The sequence below is a fragment of the Streptomyces sp. HUAS MG91 genome (genome assembly GCF_040529335.1).
GTDB lineage: Bacteria > Actinomycetota > Actinomycetes > Streptomycetales > Streptomycetaceae > Streptomyces > Streptomyces tabacisoli.
Window position 1 is genome coordinate 8,346,800 of the sequence record NZ_CP159534.1, and the last position, 13,482, is coordinate 8,360,281.

Annotated in this window: 14 protein-coding genes; 8 read left to right on the forward strand and 6 right to left on the reverse strand. The window is 71.7% G+C overall.

From position 1 onward, the window contains the following. Positions 1-9 precede the first annotated feature (9 nt). The 3 genes from ABII15_RS37850 (at position 10) to ABII15_RS37860 (ending at position 2,111) form a co-directional block, all read left to right on the forward strand. Positions 10-681, forward strand: a complete 672-nt coding sequence (locus ABII15_RS37850) for a VanZ family protein (protein ID WP_353946825.1) — start codon at positions 10-12, stop codon at positions 679-681. Positions 682-854: 173 nt separating this feature from the next. Then, positions 855-1,250, forward strand: coding sequence for an antibiotic biosynthesis monooxygenase (locus tag ABII15_RS37855; RefSeq protein ID WP_353946826.1), 396 nt, complete (start codon positions 855-857; stop codon positions 1,248-1,250). Positions 1,251-1,376: 126 nt separating this feature from the next. Beyond that, positions 1,377-2,111, forward strand: coding sequence for a D-Ala-D-Ala carboxypeptidase family metallohydrolase (locus ABII15_RS37860; RefSeq protein ID WP_353946827.1), 735 nt, complete (start codon positions 1,377-1,379; stop codon positions 2,109-2,111). 338 nt (positions 2,112-2,449) lie between these two features. On the opposite strand, the gene ABII15_RS37865 is transcribed toward ABII15_RS37860, so the two are convergent. Next, positions 2,450-2,830, reverse strand: coding sequence for a hypothetical protein (locus tag ABII15_RS37865; protein WP_353946828.1), 381 nt, complete (start codon positions 2,828-2,830; stop codon positions 2,450-2,452). 202 nt (positions 2,831-3,032) lie between these two features. Here ABII15_RS37865 and ABII15_RS37870 point away from each other — a divergent pair, with 202 nt between their 5' ends. After that, the gene (locus ABII15_RS37870; protein WP_353946829.1) at positions 3,033-4,499 is read left to right on the forward strand and encodes an MFS transporter; all 1,467 of its coding nucleotides are present in this window, start codon (positions 3,033-3,035) and stop codon (positions 4,497-4,499) included. A gap of 73 nt (positions 4,500-4,572) precedes the next feature. On the opposite strand, the gene ABII15_RS37875 is transcribed toward ABII15_RS37870, so the two are convergent. Continuing rightward, positions 4,573-5,403: an SDR family NAD(P)-dependent oxidoreductase gene (locus ABII15_RS37875; RefSeq protein WP_353946830.1), complete on the reverse strand. Its 831-nt coding sequence runs from the start codon at positions 5,401-5,403 to the stop codon at positions 4,573-4,575. Continuing rightward, positions 5,400-6,209: an alpha/beta fold hydrolase gene (locus tag ABII15_RS37880; RefSeq protein ID WP_353946831.1), complete on the reverse strand. Its 810-nt coding sequence runs from the start codon at positions 6,207-6,209 to the stop codon at positions 5,400-5,402. Before ABII15_RS37880 ends, ABII15_RS37875 begins: the two co-directional genes overlap by 4 nt. A 351-nt stretch (positions 6,210-6,560) precedes the next feature. On the opposite strand from ABII15_RS37880, the gene ABII15_RS37885 reads away from it, so the two are divergent. Next, positions 6,561-7,016, forward strand: coding sequence for a VOC family protein (locus ABII15_RS37885; RefSeq protein WP_353946832.1), 456 nt, complete (start codon positions 6,561-6,563; stop codon positions 7,014-7,016). A gap of 234 nt (positions 7,017-7,250) precedes the next feature. Beyond that, the gene (locus ABII15_RS37890; RefSeq protein ID WP_353946833.1) at positions 7,251-9,515 is read left to right on the forward strand and encodes a tetratricopeptide repeat protein; all 2,265 of its coding nucleotides are present in this window, start codon (positions 7,251-7,253) and stop codon (positions 9,513-9,515) included. On the opposite strand, the gene ABII15_RS37895 is transcribed toward ABII15_RS37890, so the two are convergent. Further along, a complete protein-coding gene (locus tag ABII15_RS37895; protein WP_353946834.1) occupies positions 9,505-10,332 on the reverse strand; it encodes an alpha/beta hydrolase in 828 nt (275 codons plus the stop codon). The genes ABII15_RS37890 and ABII15_RS37895 overlap by 11 nt on opposite strands. A 249-nt stretch (positions 10,333-10,581) precedes the next feature. On the opposite strand from ABII15_RS37895, the gene ABII15_RS37900 reads away from it, so the two are divergent. Both ABII15_RS37900 and ABII15_RS37905 read left to right on the forward strand, forming a co-directional pair. Further along, entirely contained in the window at positions 10,582-11,451 is an 870-nt protein-coding gene (locus tag ABII15_RS37900; RefSeq protein WP_353947319.1) for a DMT family transporter, read from the forward strand. A gap of 93 nt (positions 11,452-11,544) precedes the next feature. Beyond that, positions 11,545-11,952: a four-helix bundle copper-binding protein gene (locus ABII15_RS37905; protein ID WP_353946835.1), complete on the forward strand. Its 408-nt coding sequence runs from the start codon at positions 11,545-11,547 to the stop codon at positions 11,950-11,952. A gap of 26 nt (positions 11,953-11,978) precedes the next feature. Here the strand turns inward: ABII15_RS37905 and ABII15_RS37910 are convergent, their stop codons facing one another. Both ABII15_RS37910 and ABII15_RS37915 read right to left on the reverse strand, forming a co-directional pair. Then, complete coding sequence (locus tag ABII15_RS37910) at positions 11,979-12,368, reverse strand: MerR family transcriptional regulator (protein ID WP_353946836.1); 390 nt, start codon at positions 12,366-12,368, stop codon at positions 11,979-11,981. A 28-nt stretch (positions 12,369-12,396) separates the two neighbouring features. Further along, a complete protein-coding gene (locus ABII15_RS37915) occupies positions 12,397-13,419 on the reverse strand; it encodes an NADP-dependent oxidoreductase (protein ID WP_353946837.1) in 1,023 nt (340 codons plus the stop codon). Positions 13,420-13,482: the final 63 nt, after the last annotated feature.

Below are 13,482 nucleotides of genomic sequence, written 5' to 3' on the forward strand. Positions count from 1 at the left end.
TGGAAGCCCATGGAACGCGAGCCGAGGCTACGACGGCACACATGGGGTTGGAAGTTGGCGCGCGCCTTTGTCATGGCGCTGGGATTCGTCTGCATGGTGGCATTCGCCGTGGCGTTGGCGAGGGCCACGCTCGTGCCCTCGCCGGCGTCCGTGTCGATGACCCATACGAACCTGCACCCGGGCAGCTCCATCCGGCTGTACTTCGATCAGCCGGACTGGCGGGACACCGTGAAACAGGTGGGCGGAAACATCGTGCTGGGAGTGCCGTTCGGCTTCCTGCTGCCGGTGCTCTTCCCGCGCACCCGTGGCCTGGTCCGCGTCGTGCTGATGACGGCCCTGGTGATGCTCACCGTCGAGACGGCGCAGGGACTGCTGGTCACCGGGCGGGCGTTCGACATCGACGACGTGATCCTCAACTCGGCGGGCGCCTTCCTCGGCTACCTCGTCCTGGGCCGCAGGCTCGGCCGTGCGCTGCACCCCCGCCGTGTGCGCTGGTGGCACCCCCGCCGCCCCGAGCCCGTGGTGGCCGAGGAGCGGCCGGCCGGACTCTGGCGGCGCAAGCGGTCCGCCGATTCCGCGTCCGGCGCCGAGAAGCCGGTCGCGTCCGACACGGACCAGGCCACCACGTCGAAGCGGGCGCGCTGGACCCTGCCCGCGTCACTGCGGGCCAAGCGCCCCTGAGCCCGTGAACTCCCCCCTCAGGGAGAGAAGTTCTTTCGGCCGGTCCAGCGCACTGGACCGGCTCGAACCCGGCGCGCCGATCTCGCGCGAGCGTGAGCCGCCGGACTGCACACCGGAGAGAACCGCGGGGATCGCCGACAGTTGAGGCGGGCCCGCGGGGGCATGAGGGGGAGATGGAACCCGAGATCACGCGACGTGAAGCGCTGCAGATGAGCCGCGACCTCAGTGCCCTTCCCGAGCAGCCAGGACCGACGCCGTACGCGCTGAACGTCGTCTTCGAACTGCGCTCCGCGGAGTCCGCCGAGGCCTTCGACGCCCTCGTCGCCGAGACGCTCGAAGGCATCGCCGATGAACCGGACACGCTCGTGTACGCCGTCCACACGCCCGAGGGGCAGCCGCTGGTGCGGGTCTTCTACGAGCTCTACGCCGACGAACGCGCCTTCCTCTCCCACGAGGGCCAGCCGCACGTGCGGCGCATGGTCGAGGAACGCGCGCGGCATCTGGTGGGCGCGCCGCAGGTCTTGTTCATGCACCAGCACATGGGAAAGCTGCCACGTGGGCCTGTCTGAGGAGCGCGGCCCGCGAGTTCCTCGCGGGCCCAGGTGGCCCGAGTGTCGGCCCTATTGACGCGCGTAGCGGCGCCGGGCACTGTCAGGGATCCTTGATTCTCTGTGGCATTCACCTCGGGAGGCACCGTGTTAAGACGCCATCTCCGTACGCTTCTCACGCTTGTCATGCTCGCGTCGCTTTCGATGCTGGGTGCGGCGGCCACCACGGGTACCGCGCACGCCGACGACTGCTACACCTGGACCCGGACCCTGAGCCAGGGCGCCAGCGGTGAGGATGTGCGGCAGTTGCAGATCCGGGTCGCCGGATACCCCGGATACGGTGCCGTCCTCGCGGTCGACGGGGAGTTCGGTCCGGGCACCAAGGCCGCCGTCACCCGTTTCCAGCAGGCCTACGGTTTGTCGGCGGACGGCATCGCGGGAGCGCAGACCTTCAGCAAGCTCTACGCCCTCCAGGACGGCGACTGCACCCCGGCGCACTTCACCTACGCCGAGATGAACCGGTGCAACGCGGACTGGTCCGGCGGCGCGGTATCGGCGGCAGCCGCGAAGGCGAACGCGCTGCAGGCGATGTGGAAGCTGGAGGCACTGCGGCACGCGCTGGGCGACCGCGCACTGACCACCAGCAGCGGCTTCCGCTCGCACGCCTGCAACAACGCGGTCGGCGGCGCGGCCAACAGCAACCATCTCTACGGGCGCGGCATCGACCTCGTCGTCACCCCCTCGTACTGCGAGATCGTCAAGCAGGCCCGCAACCACGGCTTCAACGAGATCCTCGGCCCGGGCTACCCCGGCCACAGCACACACGCCCACCTCGGCAGCCAGAGCTCGCGCTACTGGTCCGCGTCGTCCTGCGGCATCTGACGGCGTGCCCGCCTGAAGGCGCCCTCCGTGCGGGTTCCCGCCGGCACGGGAACCCGCAGGGAACCGGGTGCCCCGACGGCCGAGCCTCCCCTGTTGTGGACCGGCAAGCCGGTCATGACAGAGGAGGCTCGGCCCGTTCCGCCCGCCCCAGGGTCTGTCCGGCGGATCTTGTCGTGGGCGCGGGGCACGTCACGCCCGACCGCGGCCTCGTCGCCGGTTGCCGACGCTCCGCGTCGACGCCCGCCCTCCTCCGCCGTCCACCCGCACGCACCGGACCCCGCTCTCCGGCACGGAACGGCGCGGACCGATCCGACGCGCCCTGATCCGCCGGAAAGGCTCTAACGGATGGTGACCTGAACGGTGTTGGAGACGGCCCCGCCGCCCGCGATCCGGATCTTGTTGAGGCCCTTGATGCCCAGCTTCACCCGCAGGTTGTAGGTGTGGCTGCGGGTGGTGTTCATGTGGATCGGGAGGCTGACCCACCCCTTCTTCTGCAACTGCTGCAGGGTGACGCGGGTGCCGGCGGCCATGCGCGTGGAGGAGCCGTAGACACGGAACTCCTGCCAGGCCTTGGCGGACTTCACCGTCGCCTTGGCCGACAGCGTCGGCTTCGGAGCCTGCTGCGGGGCCGAGGCCACGACGGCGTGGGGAGTGGTGGCGCCGGCGGCGACCGGAGCCGCGGCCAGTGGCGCGGCGCAGATCAGGAGGCCGGTGCCCACGGACGCGACGCGACGGGAGACAGGGTGCACGGAGAGCCTTTCGACAGTGAACCGAACCGGAGGATCAAACCAGCGCAATATATGACAAAAGGCGTCTGGTGCTGAGGGGACATGCGGAGCGGCGGTGTGTCGACTTCGCGGCGCACGGTCCCGCCGTCCGCCGCTCCCTCGCACAGGCGGCACGGCGCTGTATACCTGGGGCATGTCGAATGTCCGGCTGGCCTCGTCGCAGGGCAAATGGATCCTGCTCACCACCGTGCTCGGATCCAGCATGGCCATGCTGGACTCCACCGTCGTCAACGTCGCGCTGCCCCGCATCGGCGAGGACCTGGGCGCCGAACTCGCGGGCCTGCAATGGACGGTCAACGCCTACATGCTGACCCTGGCCGGGCTGATCCTGCTCGGCGGATCCCTCGGCGACTCCTACGGCCGGCGGCGGATCTTCGTGATCGGAGTCGTGTGGTTCGCGTCGGCGTCGCTGATGTGCGGGCTCGCGCCGAACGCCGAAGTGCTGATCGCCGCGCGCGCCCTGCAAGGAGTCGGCGGCGCACTGCTGGGGCCCGGCTCGCTCGCGCTGATCCAGGCGTCGTTCCACCCGGACGACCGCAGCCGGGCGGTCGGCGTGTGGTCGGGGTTCGGCGGCATCGGCTCGGCCGTCGGACCGTTCCTGGGCGGCTATCTGGTCGGCGGCCCGGGCTGGCGCTGGGTCTTCTTCCTGAACATCCCGCTCGCCCTGCTGTGCGTCCCGGTCGCCCTGTGCCACGTACCCGAGTCGTCGGACGGACGGCGCCACGAACGATTCGACGTGCTGGGGGCGGCCCTCGGAGCCGTCGCGCTCGCCCTGATCACCTACGCGCTCATCGAGGCCCGCGGCGGATCCTGGGCGGTGGCGCTCTGCGCGGTGGCAGGGGTGCTCGCCGCCGTCGCCTTCGTCTACGTGGAGCGGCACCGGGCCGATCCGATGCTGCCGCCGGACATCTTCGCCTCACGCCAGTTCACGGCCGTCAACCTGGTCACGCTGTGCGTGTACGCCGCGTTCGGCGGCTTCTTCTTCCTCACCGCGCTGCAATTGCAGGTGGTGGCGGGCTACTCGCCGCTGGCCGCCGGAAGCGCGCTGCTGCCGACGACGGCCCTCATGCTGCTGTTCTCGGCCCGCTCCGGTGCCCTGGCCGACCGGATCGGCCCGCGCATCCCGCTGACCGTGGGGCCGCTGCTGTGCGCGGCGGCGATGCTGCTGATGCTCCGGGTGGGGCAGCACGCCGACTACCTCACGGACGTGCTGCCCGCCGTACTGGTGATGGGCACCGGCATGGTCGTCCTGGTCGCGCCCCTGACGTCCACGGTGCTCGGCTCCGTCGACGCCTCCCGGGCGGGCCTGGCCAGCGGCATCAACAACGCGGCGGCGCGCGTGGCGGGTCTCGTCGCCGTCGCCGCGCTTCCGTTGCTGACCGGGATGGGCGCGGAGGCGTATCGGTCGGCGGACGCCTTCGGTTCGTCGTTCCGGCGGGCCATGCCGATCTGCGCGGCGGTCCTGGTCGTCGGCTCGGCGCTGGCGTTCACCCTCGTACGCCGTCCCGCACCGGGCTGCGCCCGTCCGGAATGCCGGACCCACGGGGCCGTCACGGCGCCGCCCCTGGAGGGGAAACGGGTGCGCAAGCGCGCCGCTTGAGCCGGATGCCGCCCCTGTGCGGGGACCGCGTCCGTCGTACGTACGCGGCCACCGGGACCGGCCGAAGGGGCTGTCACAGGGAGTCGACGAGACCTCCGTCGATGACGAAGTCGGCGCCGGTGATGTTCGCCCCGGAAGGACCGGCGAGGTGCACGACGAGATCGGCGACCTCCGACGGGCGGGTGAAGCGCCCGGTCGCCGCTTGGGCCGCCGCGCCGCGGGCCACCTCCGCGGGATCGACGCCCCGCGACCGGCCGACGGTGGCGGCCACGCCGCCGTCACCCTGCCACAGCGCCGTCTCCACCGGTCCCGGCCCGACGGTGTTCACCCGCACCCCGCGCGGCCCCACCTCCTTGGACAGGGCCTTGCAGAAGTTGGTCAGCGCCGCCTTGGCCGCGCAGTAGTCGATGACGAGCGGATCGGGCAGCCGGGCGTTGACCGACGACACGGTAACGATGCGGCCCGCGCCGGTGGCGAGCAGGTGGGGCAGGGCGGCCCGGGTGGCGCGGACGGCCGCCATGAAGTTGATCGTGAACGTCCACTCCCACTCCTCGTCCGTCACGCTCAGGAACCCCGCCGGCCGCGGACGCACCGCCCCGACGTTGTTCACCAGGACATCGATTCCCCCGTGGACGGCGACGGCCTCGGCGATCAGCGCCGCCGGGGCGTCGGGCAGCGCGAGATCGGCCTCCACGACGGTGAGTTCGGCCCCCTGCTTCACGAGCCGCTCCAGGGCCTCGGTGCGTTCTCTGGTCCCCGCGACCACACGGGAGCCGGCCGCGAGGAAGGCCTCGACGACGGCCAGCCCGATCCCGCGCCCGGCGCCCGTGACGACGGTGGTCCGTCCGGCCAGGCCCCTGGACGCACCGGCGGGACCCGTGGCCGGGGATGGGTGGCCGCTCATCGTCCCTCCTCCGGGCTGTGCTCGCGCAGCCAGTCGAGCACGGTGGTCGCCACGTCCCGCCAGCCGCTGTCGATCGTCAGGGAGTGCCCGCGGTCGGGGAAGTTGAGGATGTCGGTGACGGCCTCGGAGTGCCGGTACTGCTTGAGGGTGGCGCGGGTGACGGACTCGGGCACCGTGTGATCCTTGCCGCCGGAGATGAGCAGCAGCGGACCGCGCCCGCTGTTTCCGGTGGCGACCTTGGCCGCCGAGTGCGGGTTGAAGTTGGCGGACGCGGCCTCGTACAGCGGCTTTCCCGGCGCCGGAATGCTCCAGCGCTCGTACAGACCCGTCGACTCCTCCTCCGGGATCGCGTTCCCGAAGGCGAACCGGAACTGCTCCTCGGTCAACGAGATGGACCGGTGCCTGTTGGCGGGGTTCTTGAAGACGGGGAACGTCACCTTCAGCGCGGACAGCGGCAGCGGCAGAACGCCCTTGATCTGCGCGGCGTCGATCGCGACCGCCGCGGCGGCGCGGTCCTGGCCGAGCAGCTTCTGCGCGATCATGCCTCCGAAGGAGTGCCCGATCAGGACGGGCCGCCTCGGCAGGGCCGCGATCAGGTGCGCGTAGTGCTCGACGACGTCGTCGATGCCGTGGTCGGCGATGCTCTCCGGGTTCTGGCGCGCCTCCTCGACGGTGTCCGGGTCGCCGGGCCAGCCGGGCGCGGACGGCTCGTAGCCCTCGCTGCGGAACAGGTCGATCCAGGGCTGCCAGGACGAACCGTGCAGCCAGAGTCCGTGGATGAACACCACGGGAAGCGGAGCGGTCATGATGGGTCCCTTCGTCTACGGGTGTGCTCGCTCGGCCACATGCCGTGCGCGGCCCGCAACGCGCGGCGTCGAAGAAGCCCCGCCGCCGCGCAACTGCCGCGCCGGTGGGGGCGATCGGGACGTGCCGGGACGGTCCGCCGGATCGGGCGGGCACCGGAGCGTGGGAAGCCGCCTGATGTCCCGGCATGAAGTATCGGCTTTCCCGGTGTGCGGACGTAGGGATTCCGCTCCGCCGGTTCCGGAGCGGGTTCATTTTGAGCACTGGGGAGGGACGGCCCCGGGGGAGCCCGCCGTCGGCGAGCGATGCCGGACCGCGGACCGATTGTCAGACCCGCCTGAGACGCTCCGCGCATGGAGATGACCGTGCAACTGACGATCGACTGCGCCGATCCGCAGCGAATGGTGGCCTTCTGGGCCGAGGCCCTGGGTTACGTGCCCGAGCCCCCGCCGGGCGGGCACGACACGTGGCGCGCGTACTGGGCGTCGGTGGGCGTGCCCGAGGAGGAACTGCCCGCCGGTGCCGGGGACATCCCGGAGTCGATCGTCGACCCCGAGGGACGCGGCCCGAGAGTCTGGTTCCAGCAGGTACCGGAGCCGAAGGCCGCCAAGAACCGGTGGCACTTCGACCTGAAGGTCGGTGGGGGCCGTGACGTCCCGCTCGACGTCCGCATCGGGCGGGTCAAGGCCACCGTGGACCGACTGGTCACGGCCGGCGCCACCGTGCTGCGGATCAAGGACGAGCCCGACGCGGGGTTCTACGCCACCGCCATGCAGGACCCCGAGGGCAACGAATTCGACGTCGTCTGAGGGCCGTCGTGCCGATGCCGGCTCCCGCCCCTTGTTCCTGCGCGAGACGCGTGGCGAGATGTGCGGGGGCGGCGTCCGGGACCCCGGTGGGGCGACCCCTGCCGGACCTCTTCGCCCGCTCGCCCGGCCGACCTGCTCCACCTCGCACACCGCCCGGCGGGACGGGCCGTGAACACGTCACGTTGCTGTGGTGTTCAATCCATATCGGCAACCTGACGACGCTCCGGGGTGGACATGGACGAGAAGCCTTTTGGCCGACTGCTGCGCGAGGCCCGGCAGCGTTCGCTGCTGACGCTGGAGAACCTCGCCGAGGCCTCGGGCGTGAGCGTCCGTGCCATCAGCGACATGGAGCGCGGCAAGAGCGTGCCGCGCCAGGCGACCCTGCGCGAGCTGATGGACGCCCTCGCCCTGGACGACAGCAGGCGGCAGGCCCTCACCCGGGCCTCCGTCCGGCGCACCGAAGAGGTGCCCCGGCAGCTTCCCCCCGATCCGGCGGTGTTCCGTGGCAGGGACGAGGCGATGACGGCCGCCCGCCACATCACCTCGCAGATCTCCGTACGGGGAGCGCACGTCGTCATCGGCGCCGTCGGCGGCATGGCGGGCGTGGGCAAGACGACGCTGGCGGTGCACTGGGCGCACCGGATCGCCGACGGCTTTCCCGACGGCCAGCTCTATGTGAACCTGCGCGGCTTCGAGGCGTCGGGACGGCCCATGGACCCCGAGGAGGCCCTCGGCCGCTTCCTGAGCGCCCTCGGAGTGCCCAGCGGCGAGATGCCCAGCACCGTGGAGGCGCGCAGCGTTCTGTTCCGCGAGAAGTGCTCGTCCCGGAGGCTGATCGTCGTCCTGGACAACGCGCGGGACGCCGAGCAGGTGCGGCCGCTGCTGCCCGCCTCCGCCGGCTGTCTGACCATCATCACCTCACGGAACCAACTGTCCGGGCTGGCCGCGAGCGAGGGTGCCTCCCGGATCAGCCTCGACGTGTGGACACGGGACGAGGCCCTGGCCGCGCTGGCCGCCAGAATCGGGGAGGAGCGGTGCGGGGCGGAACCGGAGGCCGCCGCCCGGCTGGTGGAGCTGTGCGGATTCCTGCCCCTCGCCGTCGCCATCGTCGGCGCGCAGTTGAGCGCCGCGCCGCGGATGGCCCTGAGCCGCGGCGTCCACGAGCTGCTGGAGTCGCTGCCGCGGCTCGACGCCCTGTCGACCGATGACCAACAGGTCGACGTACGCGCCGTGTTCTCCTGGTCCTACCGGGCGCTGACCGCCGACAGCGCACGGTTCTTCCGGCACCTCGCGGTCCATCCCGGACCGGCCGTGTCCACCGAGGCCGCCGCCTCGCTCGCGGCGGTCGGGATGCCGACCGCCCGGCGGTATCTGCGCGAACTGGTCTCGGCCAGCCTCCTCTCCCGTGACGCCGAAGGGCGCTACGTGATGCACGACCTCGTCCGGGCCTACGGCGCCGAACTCCTGGAGCGGGAACAGGACGACCGCTCCGGTGCCGAGACACGGCTCCTCGACTACCTGCGCCACAACGCGCACACCGCCAGGCTGATCATGGACACCCGCCCCTGGGAGGAACCGCCCCACAGCCCGGCGCCCGGCGTCGTACAGGTCGCGATCGCCGACCGCGCCGAGGCGATGGACTGGTTCCACCAGGAGGACGCGGCCGTCACGGCCGGTTTGCACACCGGCGGGGACGATCCCCGGCTGCTGCGCCCCCGCATCGAGCTGATCCACACCTGGCAGAGCTATCTCATCGTCACCGGCCGCTGGGCCGAGCAGCTCACGATCCAGCGCATCGGCCTCGACGCGGCCCTCGTACTGGACGACCCGAGCGCCATCGCGAAGACCAGCGCGCCCCTGGCCCGCGCGCTGGTGCTGACCGGCCAGGACGACCTGGTGGATGAGCAGGTGGAGCTGATGCGCGCACAACTGGACCGGCTGGACCCGAAGATGCGGGCCCACACCGAGCACAATCTGGCGTGGGTGCTGCACCGCCTGCGCCGTCACGCGGAGTCCGTGCGCCACTCCCGCAACGCTCTCGCCGTCTACCGCACGCTCCCGCAGCGCAACGACGTCGCCCGCGCCCTCAACGACCTCGGCTGGCGCCTCGTCCAGATCGGCGAGTACCAGGAGGCGCTCGCCTGCTGCGAGGAGGCGCTCCCCGTCTTCCAGTCCAACGGGAACCTCTGCGACGAGGCCGCGACATGGGACAGCATCGGGTACGCCCGGCAGAGCCTGGGTGACGTCGGCGGCGCGATCGCGGACTACCGGAAGAGCCTGGCCATCCTGGAAGAGGTCTTCGACCCCTACAACCAGGCGGACGTACTGGACCGCCTCGCGGCCGCCCACCTGCACCTGGGGGACGAGGAGCAGGCGCGCGCCGGCTGGCTGCGGGCGGCGGCGCTGCTTCAGTCGCTGGGCAGCCCGCTCGCCGCGGACATGACGGCCAAGGCCCAGGCCGTCGGCCCGGGCCCCGCTGCCGAGTCGGTCAGGACTTGAGGAAGTCGATCAGGTCCTGGTTGAACCGTTCCTTGTCGCCGGGGACCATCGCGATGCCGTGCGAACCGCCCTCGTAGACCTTCAGGGTGGCGTCCGGGATGATCTTCGCCCCCTTGCGCGCGGTGGCGTCGATCGGGACGATCTGGTCGTCGTCACCGTGCACCAGGAGCGTCGGGACGTCGAACTTCTTCAGGTCCTCGGTGAAGTCGGTGTACCCGAAGGCGTCGACACAGTCGACGCCGCCCTCGATGGTCTGCGCCATCGCCATGTACCAGAAGGCGTCCTTGTTGCCCTGGGTGACCTTGTTGCCCTGCCGGTTGGCGGAGAAGAAGCCCTCCGCCGTGTCCTTCCAGAACTGGGACCGCTCGTTGATGATCCCGGCCTTGATCGAGTCGAAGACCGAACCCGGCACGCCCTCGGGATTGTCGGGGCCCTGGATCATCAGGGGCGGGATCGCCGACAGGAGCACGGCGGACTTCACCCGCGACGTACCGTGCCGACCGATGTAGCGGGCGAGTTCGCCGCCGCCCATCGAGTGCGCGACGAGCGTCACGTCCCGGAGGTCGAGACCGGTGATGAGGTCGTCGAGGTCGTCGGCGAAGGTGTCGAAGTCGTAGCCGTCGTACACCGGGGTGGAGCGGCCGTGGCCCCGGCGGTCGTGCGCGATGCCGCGGAAGCCGGCGTCCGCGACCGCCTTGAGCTGGTCCTGCCAGGCGTCGCCGTTGAGCGGCCAGCCGTGGATGAAGACGACCGGACGGCCGCTGCCCCAGTCCTTGTAGAAGATGTCAACGCCGTCGCGGGTGGTGCAGATGGGCATGACTGCCTCCGGGGGAGAACTTCGGGAGTCACCGGGATGCCGGTGACTAAGGGGACGCGTCGGCCGGATGCACGGCCGACGCGGACTCCGGGCGCTCGTGCCGGACAAGCGGGAGGGTGACCCGGTCCGTGGACCACGCAAACGCACACCGCGCTCGTGCGATACCGGGCAGCCGTCATCACTGGTCTGTTCGAGTGATGTCGACAGGCCCGGATGCCGGGCCTGCGGACCTCGGGCAGCATCGCGGACGTGCTCCTCTTCGCCGTGGTCTTCGCCGTTCTCGGGGCGACCAGCAACGCCGCCGGAACGGCCTTCCAGCGGAAGGCCGCCGCCACCGTCCCCGAGGGCGGCGGCCTGCGGCTGCTGCTCGCTCTCGTGCGGCAACCTGCGTGGGTGGCCGGAATCGCCGGTGTGATCGGCGCGGCGCTCTTTCAGGCCCTGGCCCTCGTCTTCGGGCCGCTGGCGCTGGTCCAGCCCCTGTTCGTGCTGGAACTGCCGTTCGCGCTGATCATCGCGATGCCGCTGCTGCACCGGCGGCTCCCCGCCGTGGGCTGGTGGGCCGTGGCGAGCGTCGTCGCCGGCCTCGGGCTGCTGCTGGGCGCGGCCGCGCCGTCGGGCAGTTCCAGCGACGCACCGATGACCCGGTGGATTCCCGCTCTGATCGTCTGCCTCGGGGCTGTCGGCGCGGCCCTGCTCGTGGCACGCGGCCGTTCCTCGCCGCTGGTCAGGGCGGCCTGCCTGGGCATCGCGTCGGCGGTCGCCAACGCCCTGACCGCGGCCCTGCTCAAGTCGGCGACCGGGACCTTCTCCGACCACGGGCCGGTCGCGTTCCTCACCAGCTGGCAGACGTACGGATTCGCCGTCACCGGCGTGGCCGCCGTCCTGCTGCTGGAGAACGCCCTCCAGGCGGGATCGCTGGCGGCCTCCCAGCCCGCGCTCACCATCGGCGACGCGACCGTCAGCCTGCTGCTCGGGATCTTCGTGTTCCGAGAGACGATCCGCACGGGCTGGTTCCTCCTGCCGGAGGCGGCCGGAGCGGTGCTGATCGCCGCAGGGGTCTTCGGGCTCAGCCGCGCCGTGCCCCACATCCGCGAGCTCACCCCGGCCCCGGCCTCATGACCGGTGGCGGACGTCCGGTCCATCGAACACGATGAGTGGGCCGACGGTCGTTGTCCCGGCTCCGCACCCCATCGACTCAGGAGACGAAAGCTCATGCTCTCTGCCGAGAACCTTCTCCAGGCTCACCCCCTCTCCGCGACGGCGGAGAGGGGCGAGGCGCTCGCCCGGGCGGTGGAAGCCGCGCTGGGCTGTGCGGCGGCCTGTACGGCGTGCGCCGACGGCTGTCTCTCCGAGGAGGACCCGGCGCGACTGTCCCGCGCGGCGGCGGCCGCGGAGAGCTGCGCTGCGATCTGCGCGGCGACCGCCTCGACCCTCCTCCGCCAGAGCGCGCACGCCGACCGCGAGGGCCTCATCACCCTGCTGCAGAGCTGTACCAGCGCCTGTCTGCGCTGCGAACGCGAATGCCGTGAGCACGAACTGATGCACGACCACTGCCGCTTGTGCGTCGAAGCCACCACGGCGTGCGTCGAGGCCTGCGAGCGGCTGATCGCCCTGCTGTGAACGCTGCCCGGTGACGCCGCATGCCGTCAGGGGGCCGCGGGCCCGGCCGGCTCGGGCGCCGCGATCCGGCGGGCGAGGCTGTCGCGCAGCGCGGTCAGCCGGGTGATCTCCGCGTCGAGGGCGTCGATCCGCAGTTGCACGACGCCCGGTGCCTCGCCGGGGGCGGGCGTGCCGCACCGCCGGCCGGGGTCGGCCAGGAGCAGGTCGATGCGGTCCGCGCAGGCACGCACGTCCTCGACGGTCAGGCCGAGGGAGAGCAGGCGCCGGACGGCGCGGATCCGGGCCAGATCCCGCTCGGCGTAGACCCGTTGGCCGGTCGTCGTGCGGAGCGGAGGCGGGAGCAGACCGCGCTCCTCGTAGAAGCGCAGTGCGCGTGGGGTGGTGCCCGCGGCGGCCGCGGCGTCTCCGATACGCATCCCAGGTCCCCCTCGTGGCCCGCTCCGGTCAGATCCGCACCACCAGGGTGCCGAAGTGCCGCCCCTGGTGCAGTTCCTGCAACGCTCCGGGTGCCCGGTCCATGCCCGGCAGCGTCACGTACGGATAGACGATGTCCCCCGCGCGCAGCCAGTCCGCCAGCTTCTCGCGCCACTCCTCCTCCACACCGGGATGATCGCCGCCCTGGTAGCCGAGCAGCGACACCGACTGCCTGATCAGCAGGTACGTGTCGATCGGCGCGGGTGAGGTGCCGCCGGAGAGCACGGGGTCGAACTGCCCCGACAGCGCGCCGACCAGGCCCACCCGGGCGCCGGGCCGCGCCACCTCCAGGGCCGCGGCGAGCTGTTCACCCCCGACGTTGTCGACGATCACGTCGTAGCCGTCCGGTGCGGCCTCGGCGAGCCGGTCGGCCAGCGGGTCCGTTCCGGGCACCACGACAGCGTCGTACCCGAGTTCCTGGCGCAGCCGTTCGGCCTTGCCGGGGCTGCGGGTCGTGCCCACCACCCGTCCGGCACCGAGGAGTCGGGCCACCTGCCCGGCCAGCGAGCCGACCCCGCCCGCCGCGCCCGTCACCAGAACCGTCTCACCCTCGCGCAACCGGGTCAGACGGGTCAGCGCCCCGTACGCTGCGGACGCCGTGGACAGCAGTGCCACCGGATCGGGATGCCCGGCCGGCACCACCTGTACCGCGTCCGCGTCGACCACCGCGAACTCCCGCCAGCCCAGAAGATGCGTCACCAGAGTTCCCACCGGTACGTCACCGGCCTCCGGTCCCGCCGCCACCACCTCGCCGAGCGCCGGCCCGATCAAGGGCTCTCCCGGCTTCAGCGGCGGAATCGGGAACCCCTCGCCCTGGCGCGAGACCAGCGTGCGCAGCCCGGCGAAGACGAGGAACTGCCGGTTGCGCACGAGGAGTTGACCGCGAGCGGGGCGAGGTACGGGAACCTCGGCGATCCGGAAGTGCTCCGGGGCCGGCAGCCCCGGGGGATTGCTGACCAGATGGATCTCGCGACCGAGTGACGAGGGGGACATGGCTGACCTCCGGAGCGGTGGACCGAGCACGCTGCGCGGACGCTAACCCTTGACGTGCGGGTG

Coding starts and splice junctions, on each gene's coding strand:
- ABII15_RS37850 (WP_353946825.1), top strand. CDS start 10: ATGGAACGCGAGCCGAGGCTACGACGGCACACATGGGGTTGGAAGTTG.
- ABII15_RS37880 (WP_353946831.1), bottom strand. CDS start 6,209: ATGACCGCTCCGCTTCCCGTGGTGTTCATCCACGGACTCTGGCTGCAC.
- ABII15_RS37870 (WP_353946829.1), top strand. CDS start 3,033: ATGTCGAATGTCCGGCTGGCCTCGTCGCAGGGCAAATGGATCCTGCTC.
- ABII15_RS37895 (WP_353946834.1), bottom strand. CDS start 10,332: ATGCCCATCTGCACCACCCGCGACGGCGTTGACATCTTCTACAAGGAC.
- ABII15_RS37890 (WP_353946833.1), top strand. CDS start 7,251: ATGGACGAGAAGCCTTTTGGCCGACTGCTGCGCGAGGCCCGGCAGCGT.
- ABII15_RS37905 (WP_353946835.1), top strand. CDS start 11,545: ATGCTCTCTGCCGAGAACCTTCTCCAGGCTCACCCCCTCTCCGCGACG.
- ABII15_RS37885 (WP_353946832.1), top strand. CDS start 6,561: ATGGAGATGACCGTGCAACTGACGATCGACTGCGCCGATCCGCAGCGA.
- ABII15_RS37910 (WP_353946836.1), bottom strand. CDS start 12,368: ATGCGTATCGGAGACGCCGCGGCCGCCGCGGGCACCACCCCACGCGCA.
- ABII15_RS37915 (WP_353946837.1), bottom strand. CDS start 13,419: ATGTCCCCCTCGTCACTCGGTCGCGAGATCCATCTGGTCAGCAATCCC.
- ABII15_RS37855 (WP_353946826.1), top strand. CDS start 855: ATGGAACCCGAGATCACGCGACGTGAAGCGCTGCAGATGAGCCGCGAC.
- ABII15_RS37875 (WP_353946830.1), bottom strand. CDS start 5,403: ATGAGCGGCCACCCATCCCCGGCCACGGGTCCCGCCGGTGCGTCCAGG.